Raw genomic sequence first — 23,536 nt, 5'->3', positions numbered from 1 at the left:
GATGCGCGCGGTAGCCTTCGCGGCGCTATCCGACGGGCCGCACGGAATTCCCGGTGACCCGGGCGAACAGATCACGGTCGTGGGAGTTGACGATGGTGATCGCATTGCCGTGGGCGCGGCCCAGTTCCACCAGTCGCCGCCGGTTCTCCAGATAAGCGCCGCGCACAATCGAGCCCAGTTCGAACGACCACCAGAACAGCGGTGTCTTCGGCCCGGCCGGGTCGATCTCGCTCGCGACGTAGAACGCGTCACCGGCGTGCAGCAGCCAGCCCGACCCCGTGTCGACGGCGACCCCGACGTGGCCGCGCGTGTGGCCGGGCAGCGGGACGACCAGAATTTCCGGCGGCACGCCCGGCAAATCGCGCACCGCGCGGAAACCGAACCACTCGTCGGTGCCGTCGAGTTCGTTGACCATCCAGCGCGGCCCGTGCGACCACTGCGCCGCCCGGTAGCGCAGTCGCTCCGACAGCGTCCGCCCCGCGGTCGCCGCGCGGAATTCGGGCCCGTGCACGTGAATTGTCGCCTCGGGGAAATCCGCCAGTCCGGCGGAGTGGTCGAGGTCGAGGTGCGTGAGGATGATGTGGCGCACATCGGCGGGGTCGTAGCCCAGCGCCTGGATCTGCCGGATTGCGGTGTGGTGCTCGGCGGGCCGGATGCCGAGCAGAAAGCGGCCGGGGCCGACGAAGCGGCCGGGATCGCGCACACAGTCGAGCCCGAATCCGGTATCCACCAGCACCAACCCGGTCCTGGTCTCGATGAGCAGGCAGTGGTCCACCATGCCCATGGCCATGGTGCCGCAGTTGAGGTGATGAATCCGCACGCGACGAGCGTTCCAGACGCCCACCGGCCGGTCAATCGGGATGGGAGACCATGGAATTTCTCATATCGGGCGTTGTGCCCGAATGATTTCCGCCAGCTGTTCGTAGTCCTCCACGCGTGCGGTCGAACCCCGGAAAACCAGGCCGATGGTGCGCCCCGGCGCGGGCGCGGCGAACCGAGCGATATCCAATGTGCCACGGGAGGTTTCGGCCGCCACGGCCATCTCGGGAATCAGCGTCACCCCGAGCCCTCCGCCCACGCACTGCACCACCGTCGTCAGCGAGGCCGCGCGAGTATCGCCGACCGGCCCCGGGCGCACGTCCTGCGACCGGCACAGATCCAGCGTCTGGTCACGCAGGCAGTGCCCCTCGTCGAGCAACAGCAGCGGCAGCTCGTCCAGGGCCGCGGGCTCGATGTCGCTCCGCCCGGCCAATTCGTGGCCGAGGGGCGTGACCAGGACGAATTCCTCGGTGTAGAGCGGGATTTCGACCATGCCGGTGGCCTCGGACGGCAGTGCCATCATCGCGACGTCGAGGACGCCGCTGCGCAATCCGTCGAGCAGCCGGGCGGTCTGATCCTCGATGACATGCGGCAACAGAGCCGGCAACCGGCGGCGCAGTTCCGGCAGCAACGCGGGCAGCACATAGGGCGCGACGGTGGGGATGATGCCCATGCGCAGGGTGCCGCCGAGACCGTCGCCGGCCGCGGTGGCGACGAAGCGGTCGGCGGCCTCGAGCGTCGCCATCGCCTGCGGCAGCAACCTTTTGCCCGCGGCGGTCACCAGCACCCGGCGGGTGCTGCGCTCGATCAGCTGCAGGCCCAAACCGTTTTCCAGTGATGCCAGTGCCTGCGATAACGTGGGTTGGCTCACATTCAGATGAGCTGCGGCGGTCCCGAAGTGGCGGTATTCCGCAATCGCCACGAACGCACGCAGCTGTGACAGGGTGGGCTGATAAGTCTGATCAGTCACGCCTATCAGTATAGTGCAACTGATCACCTTTACCTTTTATTGGTTTTTGGGCATGATCGACAGCGAAAGCTTCGACGGTGTCCCGCACCAGGCGACCCGTCACCCGTGCCCCACTACGACGAAGGAGACAACATGGCTCTGCTGACCATCGGCGACCAGTTCCCCGCCTACAACCTGACGGCGGTCATCGGCGGTGACCTGTCGAAGGTGAACGCGCAGCAGCCCGACGACTACTTCACCCAGGTCTCCAGTGACGACTACGCCGGCAAGTGGCGCATCGTCTTCTTCTGGCCGAAGGACTTCACCTTCGTGTGCCCGACCGAAATCGCCGCCTTCGGCAAGCTGAACGAGGAGTTCGCCGACCGCGACGCCCAGGTCCTGGGTGTGTCGGTCGACAACGAGTTCGTGCACTTCCAGTGGCGCGCCCAGCACGAGGATCTCAAGACCCTCCCCTTCCCGATGCTGAGCGACCTCAAGCGTGAGCTCGTCACCGCCACCGGCGTGCTCAACGCCGACGGTGTCGCCGACCGCGCGACCTTCATCGTCGACCCGAACAACGAGGTCCAGTTCGTCTCCGTGACCGCCGGTTCGGTCGGCCGCAACGTCGACGAGGTGCTGCGCGTGCTGGACGCGCTGCAGTCCGACGAGCTGTGCGCCTGCAACTGGAAGAAGGGCGACCCGACCATCGACGCGGGTGAGCTGCTGTCCGCGAGCGTCTGATCACCGAAAAGGAAGTTCCTGCCCGTGTCTGTTGAAAACCTGAAGAATTCGCTTCCCGAATACGCCAAGGACCTCAAGCTCAACCTGTCGTCCATCGCACGGTCGACCGTGCTGAACGAACAGCAGCTGTGGGGCACCCTGCTCGCCGCGGCGGCCGCCACCCGGTCGGCCACCACCCTGCGCGAGATCGGCGAGGAGGCCGCCGACACCCTGTCCGCGGAGGCCTACAACGCGGCACTGGGCGCCGCCTCGATCATGGGTATGAACAACGTGTTCTACCGGGGCCGGGCGTTTTTGGAGGGTCGTTACGACGATCTGCGCGCCGGGCTGCGCATGCAGATCATCGGCAATCCGGGCGTCGAGAAGGCCGATTTCGAGCTGTGGTCGTTCGCGGTGTCGTCGATCAACGGCTGCCAGCACTGCCTGGAGGCCCACGAACACACCCTGCGTGAGGCCGGTGTCTCGCGCGAGGTGATCTTCGAGGCGCTGCGCGTCGCCGCGATCGTGGCGGGCGTCGGCCAAGCCGTGCAGGCTAGCGAGACGCTGGCCGCCGCGGCGGTCTGAGGCACCGTCGAGACGCATTCCACCGGATGCCCCGCCCCGTCCATCGGGGCGGGGCATCGCGCGTGTTGCTCCGGGTACGCTGGGGCAGCATGAGCCAATGGGAAAGCGACGGCACACAGGTCGAGGTGGTTCGGGTCTTCACCGACGTCACCGGCCGGCTCGGTAACCCACTGGGCATCGTGCGCGCGGGGGCCGTGGCCGCGATCGATCACCAGTTGCTGGCGGCGCGAATCGGCCACAGTGAGACGGTGGTCGTCGACGATCCGGTGGCCGGGCGCGCCCGGATGCGCATCTACACCCCCGCACGGGAGCTGCCGTTCGCGGGACATCCGACGGTCGGCGCGGCATGGTGGCTGGCCGATCAGGGGCATCCCGTGAAGATCATCGACGTGCCCGCCGGTCCCGTCGAAATCCAGATGCTCGACGACGGCCTGGTCTGGATTCGCGCCCGCGCCGAATGGGCGCCCGAATTCACCTTCGACGAATTCTCCGACGCCGCCTTCCTAGACACGGTCGACCCGCGCCACTTCACCGACGGCCAGCATTACGTGTGGGCTTGGACGAACGAGGCGCGCGGCGCCGTGCACGCGCGAATGTTCGCTCCCGCCTTGGGAATCGCCGAGGACGAGGCGACGGGCGCGGCCGCGATCGCACTCACCGCGAAATTGCGCCGCAGCCTGATCATCACCCAGGGCGCGGGTTCACAGCTGTTCACCGAATGGGATTCCGACGGCTGGGTGCGTCTGGGCGGACGTGTCGTGGCTGATCACCCCATACTCCTCTGATCAGGCGACGGCGGCGATCAACATATAGGCGGTCCCGAGATCCATCACGACGTGCGGAACGGCGCCGAGGGCGCCCGGTGTGCCGGACGGATGCGAAATACTGTGCCGCAGTGCGGTTCTCGTACGCGGGAACAGCAGCAGTAGGCCGTCGAGCGCGAACAGCGCGGCCACGATCGAGACGGGTACGACCGGCGGGCCATCCGCACCGCTCATATCCGGGTGCCCCATACCGTGATGATGTCCGGCCATCACCCACAGCATCGCCGCGGCCGCGACCAGGTGGTAGACCACCGCCGGGAGCCGGAATTCGGCGCCGTCGCCGCCGGATGCCGTGCGCCAGTGCGCGATTCGCACGATCGACAGGCCCGCGTACACGACGATCATGGCGATGAGCACCCCGCGGATCGCATCGGGCGCGGCAGCCACCGGGAACAGCAGCATCGCGAGCATGACCAGGCACATCACGAGATGGGCCGCATCGGATTCGTGCGCGTCGACCTCGCTCGGCCAGGTTCCCGGCCGCTGTCCGCTCGCGTGTCCCGGCGTCACCGGCACCGCCACATGCCGTACCAGAACGATGCCCGCCGCGGCGACGAACGCCGTGACGACGCCCCAGCGCAACACCTCGTACTCGGTCACGAAAGACCCCACACCCCACCACCTTCCGCCGCGGCGCGTTCGCCTTCGCATCCATACTCGCACGGCGCGACGATGGGCACCGCCCATCCGGCGGCCCGGAGGCACCGAAGAGGCAGCCGTGGGGCAGACCGTGCGCTCAGCCCAGCGCGCGACCGATCGCCGCCGCGAGCTCGCCGATCTGTTCGTCGGTCATGACGAACGCCGGCGAGATCTGCAACGCGCCCTGGCCGGCGGACCGGGTGGAAACGCCTTCGGCGCGTAACGCTTTCACCATGGCCGGTCCCTCGGACGGATCGGCGAGCTGCACCCCGGCCACCGCGCCCAGCCCACTGCGAACCTCCGCCACGCGCGGATGTCCGGCCAGCGGCGTGAGGTGGTCGTGCAGCAGCGATTCGATGTTCTTGCTGGCGTCGAGCAGATGCTCGCGTTCGATGATGTCGAGATTGGCCATCGCCGCGGCGGCCGATCCGGCGTGGCCGCCGTAGGTGTAGCCGTGCCGGAACCACACTCCGCCACCGAAGAACGGCTCGGCCACTTGCGGTGCCACGAAGACCGCGCCCATCGACAGATAGCCGGACGTCAGGCCCTTCGCGGTGGTCATCAGGTCCGGTTCGAGCCCGAAACGAGTGGAGGCGAACCACGATCCGCCGATCCGCCCGAAGCCGGTGACGACCTCATCGGCGACGAACAGGATGTCGTTGTCGCGGCAGAGGCGGCGAACCTCGGAAAGATAACCCTCCGGTGGCAGATACACCCCGCCCGCCCCGATGATCGGCTCGCAGAAAAACGCCGCGATCCGATCGGCACCCACCTCGTCGATCAGCGCCCGCAGCGCCTGCGCCTGATCGAATTCCACCGTGCGGGTATCGGCCATCAGCTCGCCGTATCCCTCGTGATTGCCCTCGATGCCGGCCAGCGCCGTTCCGGCGACGTGCATTCCGTGATAGGCCAGCCGGCGGCCGACGAGCAGCGTCTTGTCCGGACGGCCCTGCTCGCGCCAGAACCGGCGGGCGAGTTTGGCGGCGGTGTCGACCGAATCGGATCCACCGGAGGTGAACATGATCTTGCTGCCGGGCACCGGCGCCAGCTCCGACAACCGCTCGGCCAGCCGCTGCGTCACCGGCGCGGTCAGATCGCCGAAGTTCGAATAGTGTGCGAGCGTCGACAATTGCGCCGCGACCGCGTCGGCGATCTCGCGGCGGCCGTGACCGACATTGGTGAACCACAGCCCCGCCGTCGCATCGAGATACCGTCGCCCGGCCTCGTCCCAGATGTAGGCGCCCTCACCGCGGGCGACCACGAAGGCGCCGTCGCGCTCCACCGCGCCCATATCCGCGAATCCGTGCCACAGCGCACCCATGCTCGGCTCCTCTGCCCGTCGTCCGGTGGCGATGGGCATACCCGATCGCCCGCGCCGCCAGACTACCCGCGCTACGCCCGACGAGGCCGGGTCGTCCGGCCCGCGCAATCGACCGGCAACCGCAGCGTCAGACCGGAACGGGGGCCTCGCGACGGTTGTGCAACGACCCCAGCCGCGCCACCGCGATCGCCAGCAGCGCGATCACCGCAGCCAGCATCACCACCCCGATCAGCAGCGAGACATACCCCTGCACTCGGGGGTCCAGGAACGGATACGGATACCAGTCCACGATCTCGCCGCGGACCAGGCTGTAGGCGCAGAAGGCGAGCGGGTAGATCAGCCACCCGCCGATCAGCGCCGCCGAGACCCGCAGCCGCGCCGGCACCAGAATCCAGTCGGCGACCAGCACGATCGGCAGCACCCGATGCAATGTGTCGTTGATCCACTTGTCGGTGAGCATCACATCGATGTTCGCCAGCAGCACCGCGTAGATCACCCCGGTGATCAGCAGATACAGCGTGGCCGCGCCGCGCACCACCTGCCAGCGCCGCGCCGCCGGATCCAGCAGTCCCCCGATCAGCAGAACCAGCAGACCGGCGATATTGGATTCGATGGTGAAGTAGCTCACGTAGTTGCCGAGCGAGAATCCGGGCGATCCCAACGCATGGAGCGGAATCCACAGCAGCGCAACAATTCCCAGCACACCGAACGCGATCCGCAGGATCCGGATCCACATCGGCGTTCCCGCGCGGGCGATCATCGTACGATCCTCGCATACCGGTCGGCCCGCCAGGCGATTTCACCACCGGCGCCCCGGCCACCGGCAGACGACGAACCCTGCCGCCGGCGTAATCCGGCGGCACGGAAGGTCTTCCGGGTCTAGGCGGATCCGACCGGCGACGTACGCTGCCTCGTCGCGGGCTCGGCTGCCACCGGCCGGCGCAGCGTGTTCGACGCGGTCGTCGCGACCGCGCGCACCCCGTCGCGGACCAGAGCGGCGATGCCCAGCAGCACCGATGCCACGCGCAGTCCACGGACCCACATCGGCGTTCCGGAACCAGCAGTCATGATCCGATGGTGACACAACCGGCCCCCGCCGGGTACCAAGATCATCCGATAGCAACGATTCGGTTATCTTCATCGTCCGGCGCCTCGACCAGCGCGGGAACGGGCCGGACGGCCGGTTTCGCTACGCTGGTCGATGCAATGACCTCGACTGCCACCACCCGCGAGCTGCGCGCTCGCCTGGCCGACCTCTCTCTCCGCGACGAACACCGGCTGCGCCGACGGCTGGACAAGGCACACGGCAACGACGGCGAGATCGAGCGGCTGGAGCGTGAGATCGCCGCCGCGCAGGCTCGCATCGACACCCGCCGCGGCGCGGTCCCGGCGATTCGCTATCCCGAACAACTGCCGGTCTCAGCCCATCGCGACGATATCGCCGCGGCGATCGCCGCCCATCAGGTCGTCGTGATCGCGGGTGAGACGGGGTCGGGTAAGACCACGCAGATCCCGAAGATCTGCCTCGAACTCGGGCGCGGGATCCGCGGCACCATCGGCCACACCCAGCCGCGGCGGCTCGCGGCCCGCACGGTGGCCGAACGCATTGCCTCCGAACTCGATACCGAGCTCGGCGACGTGGTCGGCTACACGGTGCGCTTCACCGATCAGGCCTCCGATCGCACCCTGATCAAACTGATGACCGACGGCATCCTGCTGGCCGAAATTCAGCGCGACCGGCTGCTGCGTCGCTACGACACGATCATCATCGACGAGGCGCACGAGCGCAGCCTCAATATCGACTTCCTGCTCGGCTATCTGAAGTCGCTGTTGCCGAAGCGTCCGGATCTCAAGGTGATCATCACCTCGGCGACCATCGACCCGGAACTGTTCGCCCGTCATTTCGCCGATGCCGACTCCGGGGAGCCCGCGCCGATCGTCGAGGTCTCGGGGCGGTCCTATCCGGTCGAAATCCGGTATCGCCCGCTGGCTCCGGACATGGCCGGCACCGACGACGAGGACGACTTCGAGGAGGAGCCGGCGCCGCGTCGCGCCCGGCAGAGCGGACGCGGCAGCGCCGAGGACGCTCGCGACCAGACCGATGCCATCGGCGACGCGGTCCGCGAACTGCTCGCCGAGGGCGACGGCGACGTGCTGGTATTCCTGTCCGGTGAGCGCGAGATCCGCGATACCGCCGACACGCTGCGCGATCTGAAACTGCCGCGCACCGAGATCGTTCCGCTGTACGCACGCTTGTCGGCGGCCGAACAGCATCGAGTCTTCCAGCCGCACACCGGCCGTCGTGTGGTGCTGGCCACCAACGTCGCCGAGACTTCGCTCACGGTGCCGGGTATCCGCTACGTGGTGGATCCGGGCACCGCGCGCATCTCCCGCTATTCGATGCGCACCAAGGTGCAACGCCTGCCGATCGAGCCGATCTCCCAGGCCTCCGCACGGCAGCGTTCCGGGCGCTGCGGACGCGTGGCCGACGGCATCTGCATCCGGCTCTACTCCGAGGAGGACTTCGAGGCGCGCCCCGCGTTCACCGAACCGGAGATTCTGCGCACGAACCTGGCCGCGGTCATTCTGCAGATGACCGCACTGGGGCTCGGCGACATCGAGAGCTTTCCGTTCGTCGAGGCGCCGGACCGGCGGGCGATCCGCGACGGTATCGCGCTGCTAGTGGAACTCGGCGCTCTCGGGCGCCCTGCCGAGGCGCCCGTGCCGGCTCGCGGTGCGCGCCGTCGCCGCGGACGCGGCAGCGAAGGCGCCACCGGGGGCCATGTGCGCGCGCCGGAAGGCGGGGACGAGCTGGCACTCACCGCGGTGGGACGGCAGATGGCCCAACTTCCGGTCGATCCGCGGATGGCGCGCATGCTCGTCGCCGCCGAGGCGAACGGATGCCTGTCCGAGGTGCTGGTCATCGTCGCGGCGCTGTCGATCCAGGACGTGCGGGAACGGCCGGCCGAATTCCAGCAGGCCGCCGACGCCAAACACGCCCGCTTCACCGTCGAGGGCTCGGATTTCCTCGCCTATCTGCGTTTATGGGACTATCTGCGCGGACAGCGGAAGTCGTTGTCGTCCAATCAGTTCCGGCGACTGTGCCGCGACGAGTTCCTGCACTACCTGCGCATCCGGGAATGGCAGGATCTGCAAGGGCAGCTGCGCACCATCACGAAAAGCCTCGGCTGGTCGGCCGCGGAATCGATCGCGCCGCAACAGAATCCGGAAGCCCTGCCGTGGGACGGGGACTCGATCCATCGCGCGCTGCTGGCGGGCATGCTGTCGCATATCGGGGTGCGCGAGGCCGAATCACGGGAGTTCCTCGGTGCGCGCGGCGCGAAGTTCATGATCTTCCCCGGTTCGGCGCTGGCGAAGAAGCCGCCGCGCTGGGTGATGGCGGCCGAACTGGTGGAAACCTCGCGACTGTGGGGCCGGATGGCCGCGCGGATCGAGCCCGAATGGGCCGAACGGCTCGCCGGCGATCTGGTCAGACGCAACTACTCCGAACCGCACTGGTCATCCCGGCGCGGCGCGGCGATGGCCTACGAGCGGGTCACCCTCTACGGCATTCCGCTGGTCACCCAGCGCCGCGTCGACTTCGGCCGCATCGATGCCCAGCTGTCGCGGGAGCTGTTCATCCGGCACGCACTGGTCCAGGGCGAATGGCAGACCCGGCACCGGTTCTTCCACCGCAACCGCGAACTGCTCGACGATGTGGCCGATCTGGAGCATCGGGCACGGCGGCGCGACATCCTCGTCGACGACCAGGTGCTGTTCGATTTCTACGAGCAGCGCATTCCCGCCGACGTGGTGTCGGTGCGGCATTTCGACAGCTGGTGGCGCAAGGCCGAGCGCGAGGATCCGCATCTGCTGGACTTCTCGACCGCCACCGTGGTCAATGCGCAAGCGGCCCAGCTGGATCCGGCCGCCTACCCGGACAGCTGGCGGCAGGGCGAGCTGACTTTCCCGCTCACCTACCAGTTCGAGCCAGGACAGGCCGACGACGGCGTGACCGTGCACATCCCGGTCGCCCAGCTCGCCCACGTTCGTGCCGTGGGCTTCGACTGGCTGGTTCCCGGCATGCGCGAGGAACTCGCCGCCGCACTGATCAAGACCCTGCCGAAACAGCTGCGCCGCAGTGTCGTTCCCGCGCCGGACTTCGCGAAGGCCGCGTTGGCGCGGCTGACTCCGCGCGCGGAACCATTGCGCAGCGGACTGGCCCGCGAATTGTCGGCACTGGCGTCGACCTCGATCGCACCGGCCGACCTCGACCCCGCCGCGCTGCCCGATCATCTGCGGATGACGTTCGCCGTCGCCGGTCCCGACGGCGCGCACCTCGCCCGCGGCAAGAGCCTCGCCGCCTTGAAAACTCAGCTCTCCCAGCAGATTTCACAGTCGGTGGCGAAGGCGACGAGTGCGGCCGAGAAGGCGCCGGCGACGGTGTGGACGGCGCAAACGCTGGGCACCGTGCCGCAGACCGTTCGGCGTGAGGTCGGCGGCCAGACCATCACCGGCTATCCGGCGCTGGTCCGCGAGGGCGACGGGGTGGCGGTGCGAGTGTTGTCCTCACCGGCGGCACAGCGTGCCGCGATGCGTACCGGAACCCGCGCGCTGCTGCTGCGCGAGATGCCGGCCGCGCACCGCTCGGTCACCTCGGGGCTGTCGGCCGCCGATCGCCTCGCGTTGAGCCAGAACCCGTACGGATCGCTGGAGGCGCTGCTCGACGACTGCCGCGCCTGCGCGGCCGACGAACTGATCGCCGCACACGGTGGCCCGGTGCGCAGCCCGGAGCAGTTCACCCGGCTCGTCGAGCAGGTTCGACCGCAGTTCGCCGGTGCGGTCGCGCGCATCCTCGCGCTGGTGGTTCCGGTGCTGGCGGCCGCGCACCGGGTGCGCACCGCCCTGGCCGACACCACCGATCGCGATATCGCCGACGATGTCGCCGGGCAGCTCGACGACCTGGTCTTCGCCGGTTTCGTCAGCGAATTCGGCAGTGCCCGGCTGCGCGAGATCCCGCGGTATCTGCACGCCGCCGAGGCACGACTGCTCGCGTTGCCGGCCTCGGCCGACCGCGATCGCCACGGCGCGGCCGAACTGGATCGGGTGCACACCGCCTACGCGCGGTTGCTCGACCGCCTCTCGGAGGCGCGTCGCACGGCCGCCGACGTCACCGAGATCTGGTGGATGATCGAGGAACTGCGGGTGAGCCTGTTCGCCCAGCAGCTGGGCACACCGTATCCGGTGTCCGCCAAGCGAATCGTCAAGGCCATCGACGGCATCGGCGCGGCGCCCGCCGGCGCGCGATCCCGCTGACCACCGGTCCCGCTGATCACCCGGCGCGTTGATCAGTCGGCGCCGGCGCTCACCGATCGTTCGGCGCGATGGCGGCGCAGATCGGCGATCTCGCGTTCGAAATCGTCGGCGGAGCTGAAGGACCGGTAGACCGACGCGAAACGCAGATAGGCGACCTCGTCGAGATCGCGCAACGGCCCGAGGATGGCCAGACCGACTTCGTGGCTCGGCACCTCCGGAGAGCCCTTCGCCCGCACCGCATCCTCGACCTGCTGGGCGAGCAGGTTCAGGGCATCGTCGTCGACCTCGCGCCCCTGGCAGGCGCGGCGGACACCACGGATCACCTTCTCGCGGCTGAACGGTTCGGTGACACCGCTGCGTTTGACCACCGAGAGGATCGCGGTCTCGACCGTGGTGAAGCGGCGACCGCACTGCGGACACGCGCGGCGGCGCCTGATCGCGCTGCCTTCCTCGGCCTCACGCGAGTCGACCACCCGCGAATCCGGGTGCCGACAGTACGGGCAATGCATCCGGGATCCTTCGTCGATGCCTGCGTCGGTTCGCGACGAGCTGCCTGTCCTCGACCTTGTTCCGCCGATACAGCCGCACTCACCACGTATGTCCTGAGCGTCTTTCAGGATACCCGGACGGTGTTCGGCACGGCCCATGCGCATCCGCGACCGGGCCCGCTCACGCCGTCAGTTGCCACTGGCTCGTCAGGTCGGTGAGCAGATCCGGCAGGCGATTCAGCAATCGTCCGGCGGCGAGATCACCGGCGAACGGCACCGACAGCACCTGGCGGGCCAGACCCGGAGTGGCCTGCATCCGTTCGTAGCACGGCACCAGGTCGCCGGTGATGTAAGTCCAGCGCGGGTCGCGGTCGGCCCAGTTGAAGTCGGGCAACGGGGTGCGCAGCGTGATCGTGCGACCGTCGACCTCCGCCGAGACGGTGGTCGGTGCGAACACACCGGGTGCGCGCACGCCGGGTACCGCCGGCTTTGCCGCCACGGTGCTGACGTAGGTCATCACCCGGCCCATCGCGCCCCGCCCCTGCGATGTCACATCCCATTGATCGGCGATGATCTGATTTTGTTCGCGATCGGTCATCCGCATCAGCGCGTCGTTGTATCCGGTGACCGTGCCGGTGGCGAGCGAGCGCCAGGCCTGGACGGCATTGTCGTCGAGCACGCCGGCGGCGTACATCTCCTCGATCGCGGGCAACCCTCCCGCGACATAGGCCTCGTGCATCGGCACCTGGTCGAGGAAGATGTGCTTCTGCATGATCATCAGCCGGGTCTGGAACCATGCCAGATCCTCGGCGGTGAGCCGGGGCCCCTCGCTCGCCAGGAGCCGGATGTCGGCGGGTAGCGCCGCGACGAGCTGCGGCGGTGTGGCTCGCAGCAGATCCGCGACCGCGCCGCCGAGCTGATGAATACCCGGTACGCTGAGAATTGTTGCCACGTCGCTCATGTCGAAGAAGCCGGAGGCGAACGAGCCGCCCGCCAGTCCGGCCAGCCCGGTCCAGTAGAACTCGGGGTGGGCGGTCGTCAGCCGCAGGTAGTTCACGTAGACCTGGGTGAAGGTGCGCGAATTGGCGGCAACTCCCCGGATCGGATCCCACGCGGCCAGGTCGATATCGGCACCGGCGGTCGCCACTGTGAGCCAATACTGATGCAGCAGTGCCGCATACCGCGACGGTGCGACTCCGTCGGCGCGCGCCTGGTCCAGCGCCGCGCGCAGCGTCGAAATGTCCAGCGGCAGCTCGGGATTCAGGCCACCGGCGCTCTCCCCCGCCCCGTTCACCACGGGAATGTCCAGATATGCGGTGTATCCCGCCTCCGCGTGTACCGCCGGCGCCGCGGCACCGGCGATGACGAAACAGATGAGCAGTGCGGCCGCGTGTGCGAACAGTCGCGGCAGCGCCCGCTGGAGGGTGTGCGCCATGATGCCTCGTCCTCGAAATTTGTTGGCGGCGAATGTAGCCCCGATCACATTCCGAGCAGGGTAGCAACAGGTTTCAGTTCTGGATCAATAAATCCGGCCACGCGGATTCGCGGTCATCCAGGCCTCCGACCACGGCTTTATCGCGATGCCGGAACCACGAGAGTGCGTCCGGCGGCCACCTCGGCGCCGCGTAATCCGTTCAACTCCACGATGCGGGCCACCGTGTCGCGCACCGGATCTCCCGGCGCCACCCGCAGCGCGAGGTCGGCCAGCGACTCACCGGGCTGCACCTGGACGGTCTGTGTGGACGCCGGGCCACCCGCGTCGCGCAGCTGCGCCACCCCCATCAATCCACAGATCGCTGCCGCGGTGAGCAGGGCGGTCGCCGCGAGGGTCGCGAGTCCGATTCGGGCTTGTTCCACCCGCTGGAGCGGATGGGGCCCGCGGGCCGGCGCGGCGGCTGGCACTCGGTCGTAGCCCGCCACGGCGTGCGGGCGATACGGGCCGCGGGGACGCCGCAGGTCGGCCCGGCCGTGGCGCCGGACCGGCCGCACGGTGCGGACGGGGGCACCGCCGGCCGAACCGGTCCGGGTGCCGATCGTGCTGAATTCATCGACCGCGGTACGCATCTGACGACCTCCATGAATGCTGTGACGAGTGCTGGGCTGATGGATCACAGGGATATGAGAGTGGTGGCGTATTCGCTCATCTGTTCGACGAACTGATGTTCGAATTCTTACCACGCCGGACCGACAAAGTCACCAGCCACGCCGACATGCGTCGAACAGATGTTTGAAACCTGGCCGCGGGCGGACTACATTCGAAACACGCGATCCGGCGGCGCCGGCAGAACCCGGCGTCGGCAGAACCCGGCAGACACACGCCCCGGCAGACAGACGAATGGAGGACGGCGAGCGTGAGCGAACGTACGGTGGTCGGACACGAGGAGGCGGCCGGAAGCGGCACGGTCTCCCCCGACGGCGCCCCGGCGCCGGCCGGTGACACCGAAACCCCCGGCAACGGAGCGGATCTCACCGTCCGCCAGCGAAAGGTACTCGAGGTCATCCGGACCTCGGTGAACGAACGCGGCTATCCCCCGAGCATCCGCGAGATCGGCGATGCGGTCGGACTCACCTCCACCTCCTCGGTCGCGCATCAGCTCCGGGCACTCGAGCGCAAGGGGTATCTGCGCCGCGATCCCAACCGTCCCCGTGCGGTCGACGTCCGCGGCCTGGACGAGACCGCCGTGCGCGCGGCCGGTGCCGCGCCGGTGCTGCGCGCGGTGGCGACCGAAACCTCCGACGCGACCCCGGCGCCCACCTATGTGCCGGTGCTGGGCCGCATCGCCGCCGGTGGGCCGATCCTCGCGGAACAGGCCGTCGAGGACGTGTTCCCGCTGCCGCGCGAACTGGTCGGCGAGGGTTCGCTGTTCCTGCTGAAGGTCGTCGGCGAATCGATGGTCGACGCGGCGATCTGCGACGGCGACTGGGTGGTCGTCCGCCAGCAGAATGTCGCCGACAACGGCGATATCGTCGCGGCGATGATCGAGGGCGAGGCGACGGTCAAGACGTTCAAACGCACCGGCGACCAGGTCTGGCTGATTCCGCACAACCCGCTGTTCGATCCGATCGACGGTAACGACGCCCAGATCCTGGGCAAGGTCGTCACGGTGATCCGCAAGATCTGAGTGCGCGAGATCCGGGTGCGACAGCCCGGCCGGCGGCAGGAAGCGGTGGCCGTCCGGACGGGCGCATTCCGTCAGCGCCGGAAGCGGTCGCGCAGCACGGGATCGTTTTCCCACCACAGGCCGCTCTGGACCGGTGCCTCCGCGCTCGCCGTCGCCGCGGCGGGCGCGGGCGAGGTCCGCCCGTCCGCGTCGGCCGGTGGCGCCGAAAGCTCTTCGGCCGCATCGAGTTCGGCGTCCATTTTCGCGGCGTTGCGTCGTTCGTCGGCCGCCCACGATCGCATCAGCGTCAGCAGGTAGGGCAGGCCGAGCACGTCGCCGAGCACCCAGATGATGCCCGCGCCGATGATCTGATCCATGCGCAGATCGGGGCCCCACGTCCGGCCCACCTCGGTGTAGTAGTCCACCGCGACCAGCGGCCCGAACCACAGCACCAACCCCAGCACCCCGTCTGCCAGCGACTCGAAAACCGTGATCAACAACGAGAGGGCCTGCGAATAGCGGTGCGGCACCGGATCGGTCTGCAGCCGCGAATAGAAGTACAGGAAGCCGACGGCCACCAGCAGCATTCGGGTGAGCGCATCGACCACGCCGTGCCGCAGGACGGCTTCGTACCACGGGGTCAGGATCAGCAGCCAGGGAGTGGCCAGGATGGCGATCGAGGAGACCAGCGGATAGGTCACCACCCGCGCCGGCGCCGAGGCCAGCACGCGTTCCATCCTCGCTCGTCCGGCCGCGCCCAGCGAATCCCGCACCACGGTCAGCGGCCGCCCGGTCGCCAGGCCGAACGGAACCACGTAGAGCAGCAGCAGGATCTGCAGTGCCCGCATCCAGAAGAGGGTCCCGGAGTACACGCCGATCACGCTGATGCCGGTCAGCAACCACACTCCGAGGCCGACCGCGCCGAACGCCCAGCTGCGTCCCGCCGACTCCGTGCTACCGCGCCGATCGGCGCGCCGGCGAGCCAGGCCGTAGCCGAGCCCCAACGCCGCGGTCACCACGATGGTCGAGGTGTCCCAGCGCCATTCCTCGATGACGGACTGCACGGTCAGCGGCGTGTCTATCCATCCCACGGCAGCCAGTATCCACCCGGCGTCCCGGGGCGTTTGCGCCGGTCCGGCGGGGTGTCCGGTTAGTTCCGATTACCGGATTCGTGGGCGTGCGCGACACCCTGCGACCGGTGCGCGGGGCCGTGCGACTCAGCACAGTGGCCACTCGAACCGGCCCCGAGTTCGATCAGTTCGGGCTGTGCGTGATCCACCTGCAGCGTGGCGTGCTCGATGTGATGGTCGGCGGCCAGCCACTGCGCCAGATCCTGACGCACCGCATGACAGTCGCGGCCGGGCTCGACCAGCACGTGCGCCGAGAGCGCCGGAGACCCCGAGGTGATTTCCCAGATGTGCAGGTCGTGCACCTCGACCACCCCGTCACGGGCGGCCATGCCCACACCCACCGCAGCCGGGTCGATATCGGCCGGGGCGGCCTCGAGGAATATCTGGCTCGACGCGCGGACCAGGCCGACGCCCGCCTTGACCATCAGCGCGACCACCACGAGCGTCGCTATCGCGTCGGCGCGTTCGAATCCGGTGACCATGATGATCACTCCGGCCACCGCGGTCGCGAGGAAGGCGTAGAGATCGGTGAGGATGTGCTGGAACGCGCCCTCGACATTCAGGCTGCTGCGATTGGCCCGGGAAATCATCCAGGTGGCGGCGAGATTCACGACCACACCCACGAGCGCTGTGGCGAGTACGAGCCCCCCGGTGACCGACGGCGGCTGGATCAGGCGGCGGATCGCCTCGTAGAACAGCCAGGCCGACAACACCAGCAGCGTCAGGCCGTTGGCTTGCGCGGACAGGATTTCGACCCGCTTCCAGCCGAAGGTCATCCGCCCGGCCGGTGGTCGCGCCGCGAGACGAATTGCCCACAGCGCCAACGCGATCGAAGCGGCGTCGGTGAGCATGTGCGCGGCATCCGACAGCAGGGCCAGTGATCCGGCCACCACACCGACGACCACCTCGCCGAGGAGGAAGACCACGATGACCGCGAGCGCCCCGGCGAGCCAGCGCCGATCGCTGTCGGGAGTGGCGTGCGCATGACTGTGCGCATGCCCGTGGCCCGAGCCGTGTGTATGTCCGGCGCCCATGCCCGAAACTCCTCTCCGTCGCTTCGCTCGTCATCATATGCATACATCGCTATGTGTGCAATATCCCCTGCTCCGCGCGCCGCGAGGCCCGGCAGCCGGGTACCCGCGCACCGCTCCCTTTATCCGAACCGCACGATCCGAACTCCCGAGTAGTGTCCGAAGACCGCGAGCATTCCGATAACTTTTGCCGTGCCCGCACTAAATGCGTCCGGCCGATTCTTTTCGCATTCCGGGAACATTCACGATCGAAAACGCCCGAATAGCACCGGATTCACTACGGCCGGTCGCACTACGGTACGGTATACACAATCCCAGTTGCTCCGTGTCAGTGCGAAAGGGCTCGATCATGGCCAAGAAAGTCACCGTCACACTCATCGATGATTACGACGGGAAGTCCAAAGCGGATGAGACCGTGCAGTTCTCGATCGACGGTGTGGCGTATGAAATCGACCTGTCGACATTGAATGCCGGGAAGCTGCGCGGGGCACTCGAACCCTGGACGGAAAAGGCCCGCAAGGTCGGCCGCTTGAAGTCCGGCGGCGGCACCCGCACGAAGTCCGCGGCCGACCGCGAGCAGACGGTGGCGATCCGGGAATGGGCCAAGAAACACGGCTATAACGTCTCCGCGCGCGGCCGCATTTCCTCCGAGGTTGTCGCCGCCTATCACAAAGCGAGCAAGTAGCCGGCATCCGATCTTTCCACCGAGATCGCACACCGTACATACCGAGCGGGCCCGCAGCATCACGCCACAGCCGTGATCTTGCGGGCCCGCTCGGCGCGGTAATCTGGTTCTCTGGTTCGGCGCCGCGCCGTACTCACAAGTCGCTGGGAGTAGTTCCGAGGCGGGGTTGGTGTGCATGACAGGGGAAACCGGGGTCGGTGAACTGGCTCGGCGATGGCGTATCGCGATCGCCGACACCGGTTTCGTTCCTATGTCCATGCGCGAGCTCGAGCACCTGCTGCTGGGGTTGCTCCAGCAGCTCGTCACCATCGTGCGGGCGGAACCGTTCGACGCGGCGCCCGCGGCCGCGATCGGCGCCGCGCTGGTGCGCGCCAACCTCACCGATCCGCAGGTCATGCCCCGCTCCGCCCGCGCGCTGACGCCGCTGGCCACCACCGCCTTCCCCCCGGGCGATCGGGTGCTCGCCGTACTGGGTGAGATGGCCCGCGGATATACCGAGGAGTTACTCGCCACCCGGGCACGGCATCAGGAAATGTTGCACTCGGCGATGGCCGATGCCCGCAATGCCGCCGAGGCGCGATTCCGGGTGGTATTCGACAATGCCGCCATCGCCATCGGCATCGGTGACGCCGAAGGCCGGGTGGTCGACGTGAATCCGGCCATGGCCGCGATGCTGGGCGTGAGCCGCGAGTATCTGCTCGAACGCGGGGTCACCGATCTGATCCATCCGGACGACCGAGTGGAATTGCGGCGCCGCGTGCTGGGCGAACTTTTGCACGCCGGCTCGGGCACGGTCCGGATGGAATTGCGCTATCCCCGGCCCGAAGGTGTCGACGGCTGGGCCACCTGGGCGATCACCCTGGTGCCGGCGACCGGCGGGCGCGCGGCCTATCTGCTGGTGGTCGGCGAAGACACCACACAGCGGCGGGAATTGCAGGCCGAATTACATCGCCAGGCCCGCCTGGATCCGCTCACCGGCCTGCCGAATCGGCGGCAACTGGTGGAAGTGCTCTCGACCATCATCACCGACGCCGAGACCGAGGATTGCATCGGCTTGTGTTTCATCGACCTCGACGGATTCAAATCGGTCAACGACACCTACGGCCACGGGGTGGGCGATCGCCTGCTGGTCGCCGTCGCGGACCGGCTCTCGGCGGCCGTCCCGGCGATCCTGCTGGCCCGGGTGGGCGGCGACGAATTCGTCGGGCTGGTGCGGCCGACCTGCGATACCGAGCACATCGCCACGGTCGCGCAGCGCCTGCTCGACGCGCTGGCCGAACCCATACCCGTCGACAACCACGACCTGATGATCTCGGCCTGTATCGGCGCGATCGTCACCCCCGTCACCGGCACCGACGCCGAGCGGCTGCTCGATGCCGCCGACGCCGGGCTCTATCGCGCGAAGGCCAGCGGACGCAACCGCTGGGTCCTTCATGCGACCGATGTCGCCGCCCGGGTGCGCGGCCTAGGATGAGTTGCGTGCAACCTCTGTTACCCGACTGGGCGGCCGACGACATCGACCCCAGGATTCCCAGCCCGGCGCGAGTTTACGACTATCTGCTCGGAGGATTCGCCAATTTCGAGGTGGATCGGGCGGTCGCCGCGCAAATGATCGAGGTCATTCCCGAAGTCCCGCGCACGGCCCGCGCCAACCGCGCGTTTTTGCAGCGTGCGGTGGGTTTTCTCGCCGAGGCGGGTATCGACCAATTCCTCGATCTGGGCTCCGGAATTCCGACCGCGGGCAACGTGCACGAGATCGCGCAGCGCGTCGTGCCGGGCGCGCGAGTGGTCTATGTCGATATCGATCCGGTCGCGGTGACCATGAGCCGCAAGCTGCTGGCCGACAATCCGAACGCCACCGCGGTGCACGGCGATTTCACCGATATCGATGGGGTACTGGAGCATCCGCAGGTCCGGGAGCTGCTGGATTTCGACCGGCCGGTCGCCGTCCTGCTCGTATCGATGCTGCATTTCGTCGCCGACGATGCGCTGGCCGCGACGGTATTCGAACGACTGCGCGACACCATCGCCTCCGGAAGTTATCTGGCGCTGTCGCATCTGACCAGCGAGGGACCGCCCGAGCAGATGGACCGCATGCTCGCGGTGACCGAACGCGTCACCGGCCGGGGCGATCGGCTGCGCACCCGCGCCGAGATCATGGAACTGCTCGGCGATCTGGTCCTGGTCGAACCCGGTCTGGAATATCTGGCCCGGTGGCGACCGGATCCGGACGAGCCCCTGCCGGAGGTCCGGCCCCTCGACGGCTATGCGGGTGTGGCCCGCAAGCCCTGATCCGGGCTGCTAATCGGCGAGCGCCCGTGCGATCATCGGCCACGCCTCGTGCAGGGACCGCTCCCAATACGGCCAGTCGTGCAGCCCGCCCGGCGTGTAGCGGTAGGTGGCGGGAATTCCGAGAGCCTCGGTCGCGTCCTGCAGCCGCCGGGTGCACTGCGCGACCACCGATTCCAGCGCACCGCCTCCGGCGGGATCGGCGACAGCCGGGCCGTTCGTCGCACCGCCGGGGCGCGGCACCCCCGCGGTCACGAAAAGCTCTGTCCCCCGGAGCTTTTCCAGATTCGCCGCGGTGCTGGGATCGGCGTCGTTCCAGCCGGGCGAACCGTCCGGGCCCCACATGTTCCACGGATTTCCGCCGCCGGAGGCCACCACCGCCTGCACGAAGCGCCGGCCCGGATCGGTTCCGGTCTGGGCGCATCCGCTGAACGACCCCACCGCGGCATACAGCCCGGGAGCAGCCTGCGCCAGCGCGAGGACCGAGGTCGCCGACATCGACACCCCCGCAATCGCATTGCGGCCCGAGGTGCGCAGCGCGGCGTCGACGAGCGGCGGAAGTTCCCGCGTCAGGAAGGTCGTCCATTCGTTGCGGCCCAGCACCGGATCGTCGGCGAGCCAATCGGTGTAGTACGTGTAGCGGCCGTCGAGGATGTTCACCACGGTGACGTCCTTGTCGGCGGTGAAAGCGTCGATGTCGGTGCGGGTTTCCCACGAGGTTTCGATGCCGCCGGGTCCGGTACCGTCCTCCGCGCCGTCGAGCAGATACAGCACCGGGGCCGGCCGCGAGGTGTCGACCGGGCGCAGTACCCGCATGCTGATCGTGCGGTCCATGGCCGCCGAGTACACGACGAGCGTGGCGTGGCGGGCGTCGGTATCGATGATCCGGTCGATCCGGGATCCGTCCGCGGACGCCGAGTCGGTCGCCGCGGCGACGCCGCTCGACAGCGCCACCACGGCCGCCAGCGCCAGGCACAGCACCGGCAGGCGCCGATACCGTGACCCGAATCGCCTGCTCATCCAGCTCACACATCCTTTTCCGGCGGGGTCCGGCACCGTTGTGACGCGGGACAGCCGCTGGCTCAACGATCGGGGCGGTGGACGACGTTCCGTTCCGGACTGCGACGCACATCACGCATCGGACGATCGGCGGCCAACTCACAACCGTGCCCCCGGGCGCTCCGGGAATTGTCACAAGGCATCTTCTGCGCGAAATCAATCCCGGTTACAAAGGAATTCCCGCCGGTGTGCTCGAAGAACCGGCCCGCGAGAAGTGTAAGAAGTTGGCTACCGAGGTTTTCGACACCGCCGTCGAGCTGCCGGTCGAGCGCAGCGCCGTCTGGGAGCTGCTCATGGACCCGCAGCTGTATCCGCGCATCTTCACCGGGATCGGCGTCTGTGAACGGCTCGAGACCGTGGCCGGCGCGCCGCTGTGGCAGCTGCGCATCGGAACCGCCGACACCGAGATCCGGATGCTCTCGCTGACTGTGCGGGTGGGCCCGCGCGGGGAGGCCTTCGAGTTGTACTGCGCGGCGACCGGAAGTTTCGCCTCCGTGCGGCTGCGCGATATCGAGGGCGGCACCCGGGTCGTGATCACCTGTTTCGCCGCCGGCCGGATACATCCGGTCGCCGCGCGCGCCTCGACCGCCGGCGCGCTGGCCTGGCTCGACGCCGGGCTGCGGCGGCTGCGCGAACTGGTCACGGCCGCACCGACTTCGGTCGTGATCAACCGCGAGAACTCTCCGCTGCGGCGGCGCGCGGACGTGGCTCGCCACATCCTCGGAACGGGCGTGGTGCACACGGCGCGGCCGGATCGCAGTGTCGGGCAGTTGCGCGGACTCGCCCGGTGGGGTTTCAATCTCGCCGGCGGCTACGCGGCCGCGGCCGCGCATTCCCCCCACCGCATCGCCGTCGTCGACGATCGGCGCAGTCGCACCTTCGCCGACATCGACCGGCGCAGCACCGCACTGGCGGGCGGCATGGCCGGCCTGGGCCTGCGCACCGGCGACGCGATCGGCCTGCTGGCTCGCAATCACGCCGGCATGGTCGAAACCATGGTCGCGGCAGGCAAACTCGGCGTGGACACGATCCTGCTCAACGCGGGCCTGTCGGCCCGGCGGATCGAGGAAATCGTGCAGCGGCACCGGCTGGCGCACGTCTTCGTCGACGCCGAGCTGGAAGAACTGATCCACTACCTGCATTCCGACATCGTGCGCATCGCCACCGACGACGGCGCACCCGGGCGCACCACCATCGAGGATCTGATCACCGAGGGCGACAACGGTTTCGACAGACCGGCGCGGCCGGGCCGGTTGATCGTGCTGACCTCCGGGACCAGCGGCACCCCGAAGGGTGCGCGCCGCCCGCACGCCAAGGGCTTCGCCACGGTGGCGGCGCTACTGTCGCGCATTCCGCTGCGCATGAACGACACCATGCTCATCCCGGCACCGCTGTTCCACACCTGGGGGCTGGCCGCCCTGCAGTTGAGTACCGCGCTGCGCGCCACCGTCGTGCTGCCCGAGCAGTTCGATGCCCGCGACACCCTGCGCCGGATAGCCGAAAACCGGGTCGGCACGGTGATTCTGGTGCCGACCATGGTGCAGCGGATCCTGGACCTGCCGACCCATGTGCGGGCCCGCTACGACACCTCCAGCCTGCGGATCGCGGCGAGTTGCGGGGCGCCGCTGGCCGGTGCCACCGTGCTGCGGTTCGCCGACAACTACGGCGATGTGCTCTACAACATCTACGGCTCCACGGAGGTGTCGTGGGCGACCATCGCCACGCCCGAGGATCTGCGGACCGCGCCGACCACCGCCGGGCGGCCACCACTCGGCACCAAAATCGCTGTGCTGGGCCCGGATCGCACGCCCGTGCCGGTCGGCGCGACCGGACGCATCTACGTGGGCAATCACATGCTGTTCGACGGATACGTCAATTCGGCGCCGCCGGACGAGACCGACGGCATGCTCGACACCGGCGATCTGGGGTATCTGGACGCCGACGGGCGGCTGTTCATCGCCGGCCGCGACGACGAGATGATCATCTCGGGCGGTGAGAACGTCTTCCCGCGGCCGGTGGAGGAGGCGCTGTCACATCTGCCGCAGATCGCCGATGTGGCCGTGATCGGGGTGCCGGACCACGAATTCGGGCAGCGGCTGGCCGCGTTCATCGTCAAGCGCGAGGGTTCGGGCCTGGACCCGGACATGATCCGCACCTACGTCCGCAACCGGCTGAGCAGGTTCTCGGTGCCGCGCGATGTCACCTTCCTGTCGGCACTGCCGCGCGGTGAGACCGGCAAGGTGCTCAAGCGGCTGCTGATCGGCGGGAGCGCCGACCTGACCGGTCCGTTCCAACCGGCGGCCGAGTTGTGACCGCTCACCAGCGCGCACCCGGGTGACATCCTCATTTGTCACGAGGATGAGCGAAATACATCCATCGGGGTCTCGTTACGGTTACGTTATAAAGGCAGCGCAGTAAACGGGCGGGGAAGGAAGTTTTCGCCAATGTCTGTTGCCACGCCGGGTTCTGCCGCCTCGCCAGGGTCTACCGCGTCCCGGGGGCCCGTCGCCGCACCGGGCGCTTCCGGCGAGGCCACCGCCGGCTCGACGCGCCCCAGTTTGACCATGTCCGGTCAATTGC

21 protein-coding genes are annotated in these 23,536 nt (G+C 68.4%); 9 read left to right on the top strand and 12 right to left on the bottom strand.

Annotation, left to right across the window (positions count from 1 at the left end; translation table 11 throughout):
* Nucleotides 1-25 precede the first annotated feature (25 nt).
* Nucleotides 26-820: an MBL fold metallo-hydrolase gene (locus tag ACPCUW_RS27805; protein ID WP_064905025.1), complete on the bottom strand. Its 795-nt coding sequence runs from the start codon at nucleotides 818-820 to the stop codon at nucleotides 26-28.
* 60 nt (nucleotides 821-880) lie between these two features.
* Complete coding sequence (locus tag ACPCUW_RS27800) at nucleotides 881-1,789, bottom strand: hydrogen peroxide-inducible genes activator (protein WP_305781282.1); 909 nt, start codon at nucleotides 1,787-1,789, stop codon at nucleotides 881-883.
* Between the two features lie 132 nt (nucleotides 1,790-1,921).
* On the opposite strand from ACPCUW_RS27800, the gene ACPCUW_RS27795 reads away from it, so the two are divergent.
* The 3 genes from ACPCUW_RS27795 to ACPCUW_RS27785 all read left to right on the top strand — a co-directional run bounded on the left by ACPCUW_RS27795 (nucleotide 1,922) and on the right by ACPCUW_RS27785 (nucleotide 3,858).
* On the top strand, nucleotides 1,922-2,509 hold the full coding sequence (locus ACPCUW_RS27795) for a peroxiredoxin (RefSeq protein ID WP_030517257.1): 588 nt from the start codon (nucleotides 1,922-1,924) through the stop codon (nucleotides 2,507-2,509).
* A gap of 24 nt (nucleotides 2,510-2,533) precedes the next feature.
* Complete coding sequence (locus ACPCUW_RS27790; RefSeq protein WP_104364458.1) at nucleotides 2,534-3,073, top strand: carboxymuconolactone decarboxylase family protein; 540 nt, start codon at nucleotides 2,534-2,536, stop codon at nucleotides 3,071-3,073.
* A gap of 89 nt (nucleotides 3,074-3,162) precedes the next feature.
* Nucleotides 3,163-3,858, top strand: coding sequence for a PhzF family phenazine biosynthesis protein (locus ACPCUW_RS27785; protein WP_030517259.1), 696 nt, complete (start codon nucleotides 3,163-3,165; stop codon nucleotides 3,856-3,858).
* Here the strand turns inward: ACPCUW_RS27785 and ACPCUW_RS27780 are convergent, their stop codons facing one another.
* From ACPCUW_RS27780 to ACPCUW_RS27765, 4 genes are all read right to left on the bottom strand, one after another.
* On the bottom strand, nucleotides 3,859-4,509 hold the full coding sequence (locus ACPCUW_RS27780; protein ID WP_423428096.1) for a DUF5134 domain-containing protein: 651 nt from the start codon (nucleotides 4,507-4,509) through the stop codon (nucleotides 3,859-3,861).
* 124 nt (nucleotides 4,510-4,633) lie between these two features.
* Nucleotides 4,634-5,857, bottom strand: coding sequence for an aspartate aminotransferase family protein (locus tag ACPCUW_RS27775; protein WP_423428095.1), 1,224 nt, complete (start codon nucleotides 5,855-5,857; stop codon nucleotides 4,634-4,636).
* Between the two features lie 127 nt (nucleotides 5,858-5,984).
* Entirely contained in the window at nucleotides 5,985-6,617 is a 633-nt protein-coding gene (locus tag ACPCUW_RS27770; RefSeq protein WP_423428093.1) for a Pr6Pr family membrane protein, read from the bottom strand.
* 119 nt (nucleotides 6,618-6,736) lie between these two features.
* Nucleotides 6,737-6,925 carry a hypothetical protein gene (locus tag ACPCUW_RS27765; RefSeq protein WP_156511469.1) on the bottom strand — a complete coding sequence of 63 codons (189 nt, stop codon included), beginning with the start codon at nucleotides 6,923-6,925 and terminating at the stop codon, nucleotides 6,737-6,739.
* A 138-nt stretch (nucleotides 6,926-7,063) separates the two neighbouring features.
* On the opposite strand from ACPCUW_RS27765, the gene hrpA reads away from it, so the two are divergent.
* Complete coding sequence (hrpA, locus tag ACPCUW_RS27760) at nucleotides 7,064-11,173, top strand: ATP-dependent RNA helicase HrpA (protein WP_423428091.1); 4,110 nt, start codon at nucleotides 7,064-7,066, stop codon at nucleotides 11,171-11,173.
* Between the two features lie 32 nt (nucleotides 11,174-11,205).
* On the opposite strand, the gene nrdR is transcribed toward hrpA, so the two are convergent.
* The 3 genes from nrdR to ACPCUW_RS27745 form a co-directional block, all read right to left on the bottom strand.
* The gene (gene nrdR, locus ACPCUW_RS27755; protein ID WP_063016647.1) at nucleotides 11,206-11,682 is read right to left on the bottom strand and encodes a transcriptional regulator NrdR; all 477 of its coding nucleotides are present in this window, start codon (nucleotides 11,680-11,682) and stop codon (nucleotides 11,206-11,208) included.
* Nucleotides 11,683-11,842: 160 nt separating this feature from the next.
* Nucleotides 11,843-13,096 (bottom strand): hypothetical protein, encoded by a 1,254-nt coding sequence (locus tag ACPCUW_RS27750; protein ID WP_423428089.1) that lies wholly within the window; start codon nucleotides 13,094-13,096, stop codon nucleotides 11,843-11,845.
* 137 nt (nucleotides 13,097-13,233) lie between these two features.
* Nucleotides 13,234-13,725: a LysM peptidoglycan-binding domain-containing protein gene (locus tag ACPCUW_RS27745; RefSeq protein ID WP_423428087.1), complete on the bottom strand. Its 492-nt coding sequence runs from the start codon at nucleotides 13,723-13,725 to the stop codon at nucleotides 13,234-13,236.
* A 287-nt stretch (nucleotides 13,726-14,012) separates the two neighbouring features.
* Between ACPCUW_RS27745 and lexA the strand changes: the two genes are divergently transcribed.
* The gene (lexA, locus tag ACPCUW_RS27740) at nucleotides 14,013-14,783 is read left to right on the top strand and encodes a transcriptional repressor LexA (RefSeq protein WP_030517267.1); all 771 of its coding nucleotides are present in this window, start codon (nucleotides 14,013-14,015) and stop codon (nucleotides 14,781-14,783) included.
* A gap of 71 nt (nucleotides 14,784-14,854) precedes the next feature.
* Here the strand turns inward: lexA and ACPCUW_RS27735 are convergent, their stop codons facing one another.
* Together ACPCUW_RS27735 and ACPCUW_RS27730 are read right to left on the bottom strand one after the other, a co-directional pair.
* The gene (locus ACPCUW_RS27735) at nucleotides 14,855-15,844 is read right to left on the bottom strand and encodes a cytochrome c oxidase assembly protein (RefSeq protein WP_063016674.1); all 990 of its coding nucleotides are present in this window, start codon (nucleotides 15,842-15,844) and stop codon (nucleotides 14,855-14,857) included.
* 68 nt (nucleotides 15,845-15,912) lie between these two features.
* On the bottom strand, nucleotides 15,913-16,926 hold the full coding sequence (locus tag ACPCUW_RS27730; RefSeq protein WP_423428085.1) for a cation diffusion facilitator family transporter: 1,014 nt from the start codon (nucleotides 16,924-16,926) through the stop codon (nucleotides 15,913-15,915).
* A 346-nt stretch (nucleotides 16,927-17,272) separates the two neighbouring features.
* Between ACPCUW_RS27730 and ACPCUW_RS27725 the strand changes: the two genes are divergently transcribed.
* From ACPCUW_RS27725 to ACPCUW_RS27715, 3 genes are all read left to right on the top strand, one after another.
* Nucleotides 17,273-17,608 (top strand): histone-like nucleoid-structuring protein Lsr2, encoded by a 336-nt coding sequence (locus tag ACPCUW_RS27725; protein WP_030517270.1) that lies wholly within the window; start codon nucleotides 17,273-17,275, stop codon nucleotides 17,606-17,608.
* Between the two features lie 175 nt (nucleotides 17,609-17,783).
* Complete coding sequence (locus tag ACPCUW_RS27720; RefSeq protein WP_423428084.1) at nucleotides 17,784-19,082, top strand: diguanylate cyclase domain-containing protein; 1,299 nt, start codon at nucleotides 17,784-17,786, stop codon at nucleotides 19,080-19,082.
* A 5-nt stretch (nucleotides 19,083-19,087) separates the two neighbouring features.
* Nucleotides 19,088-19,900, top strand: coding sequence for an SAM-dependent methyltransferase (locus ACPCUW_RS27715; protein WP_169812447.1), 813 nt, complete (start codon nucleotides 19,088-19,090; stop codon nucleotides 19,898-19,900).
* Nucleotides 19,901-19,909: 9 nt separating this feature from the next.
* Here the strand turns inward: ACPCUW_RS27715 and ACPCUW_RS27710 are convergent, their stop codons facing one another.
* Nucleotides 19,910-20,917, bottom strand: a complete 1,008-nt coding sequence (locus ACPCUW_RS27710; protein ID WP_423428083.1) for an alpha/beta hydrolase — start codon at nucleotides 20,915-20,917, stop codon at nucleotides 19,910-19,912.
* A gap of 332 nt (nucleotides 20,918-21,249) precedes the next feature.
* Between ACPCUW_RS27710 and ACPCUW_RS27705 the strand changes: the two genes are divergently transcribed.
* The gene (locus tag ACPCUW_RS27705; protein ID WP_423428157.1) at nucleotides 21,250-23,268 is read left to right on the top strand and encodes an AMP-binding protein; all 2,019 of its coding nucleotides are present in this window, start codon (nucleotides 21,250-21,252) and stop codon (nucleotides 23,266-23,268) included.
* Nucleotides 23,269-23,536 lie beyond the last annotated feature (268 nt).

It is taken from the genome of Nocardia sp. AB354, assembly GCF_049538315.1.
GTDB lineage: Bacteria > Actinomycetota > Actinomycetes > Mycobacteriales > Mycobacteriaceae > Nocardia > Nocardia nova.
Note: the sequence above shows the minus strand (reverse complement) of the source record. Positions and strands in the feature narration are given on the sequence as shown.

What these genes read in the sequence shown, in the direction of transcription:
- ACPCUW_RS27795 (WP_030517257.1), top strand. Translation starts at nt 1,922, where the DNA reads ATGGCTCTGCTGACCATCGGCGACCAGTTCCCCGCCTACAACCTGACG.
- ACPCUW_RS27785 (WP_030517259.1), top strand. Translation starts at nt 3,163, where the DNA reads ATGAGCCAATGGGAAAGCGACGGCACACAGGTCGAGGTGGTTCGGGTC.
- ACPCUW_RS27745 (WP_423428087.1), bottom strand. Translation starts at nt 13,725, where the DNA reads ATGCGTACCGCGGTCGATGAATTCAGCACGATCGGCACCCGGACCGGT.
- ACPCUW_RS27750 (WP_423428089.1), bottom strand. Translation starts at nt 13,096, where the DNA reads ATGGCGCACACCCTCCAGCGGGCGCTGCCGCGACTGTTCGCACACGCG.
- ACPCUW_RS27730 (WP_423428085.1), bottom strand. Translation starts at nt 16,926, where the DNA reads ATGGGCGCCGGACATACACACGGCTCGGGCCACGGGCATGCGCACAGT.
- ACPCUW_RS27705 (WP_423428157.1), top strand. Translation starts at nt 21,250, where the DNA reads ATGGACCCGCAGCTGTATCCGCGCATCTTCACCGGGATCGGCGTCTGT.
- ACPCUW_RS27765 (WP_156511469.1), bottom strand. Translation starts at nt 6,925, where the DNA reads ATGACTGCTGGTTCCGGAACGCCGATGTGGGTCCGTGGACTGCGCGTG.
- ACPCUW_RS27725 (WP_030517270.1), top strand. Translation starts at nt 17,273, where the DNA reads ATGGCCAAGAAAGTCACCGTCACACTCATCGATGATTACGACGGGAAG.
- ACPCUW_RS27710 (WP_423428083.1), bottom strand. Translation starts at nt 20,917, where the DNA reads ATGAGCAGGCGATTCGGGTCACGGTATCGGCGCCTGCCGGTGCTGTGC.
- ACPCUW_RS27775 (WP_423428095.1), bottom strand. Translation starts at nt 5,857, where the DNA reads ATGGGTGCGCTGTGGCACGGATTCGCGGATATGGGCGCGGTGGAGCGC.
- hrpA (WP_423428091.1), top strand. Translation starts at nt 7,064, where the DNA reads ATGACCTCGACTGCCACCACCCGCGAGCTGCGCGCTCGCCTGGCCGAC.
- ACPCUW_RS27720 (WP_423428084.1), top strand. Translation starts at nt 17,784, where the DNA reads ATGACAGGGGAAACCGGGGTCGGTGAACTGGCTCGGCGATGGCGTATC.
- ACPCUW_RS27770 (WP_423428093.1), bottom strand. Translation starts at nt 6,617, where the DNA reads ATGATCGCCCGCGCGGGAACGCCGATGTGGATCCGGATCCTGCGGATC.
- nrdR (WP_063016647.1), bottom strand. Translation starts at nt 11,682, where the DNA reads ATGCATTGCCCGTACTGTCGGCACCCGGATTCGCGGGTGGTCGACTCG.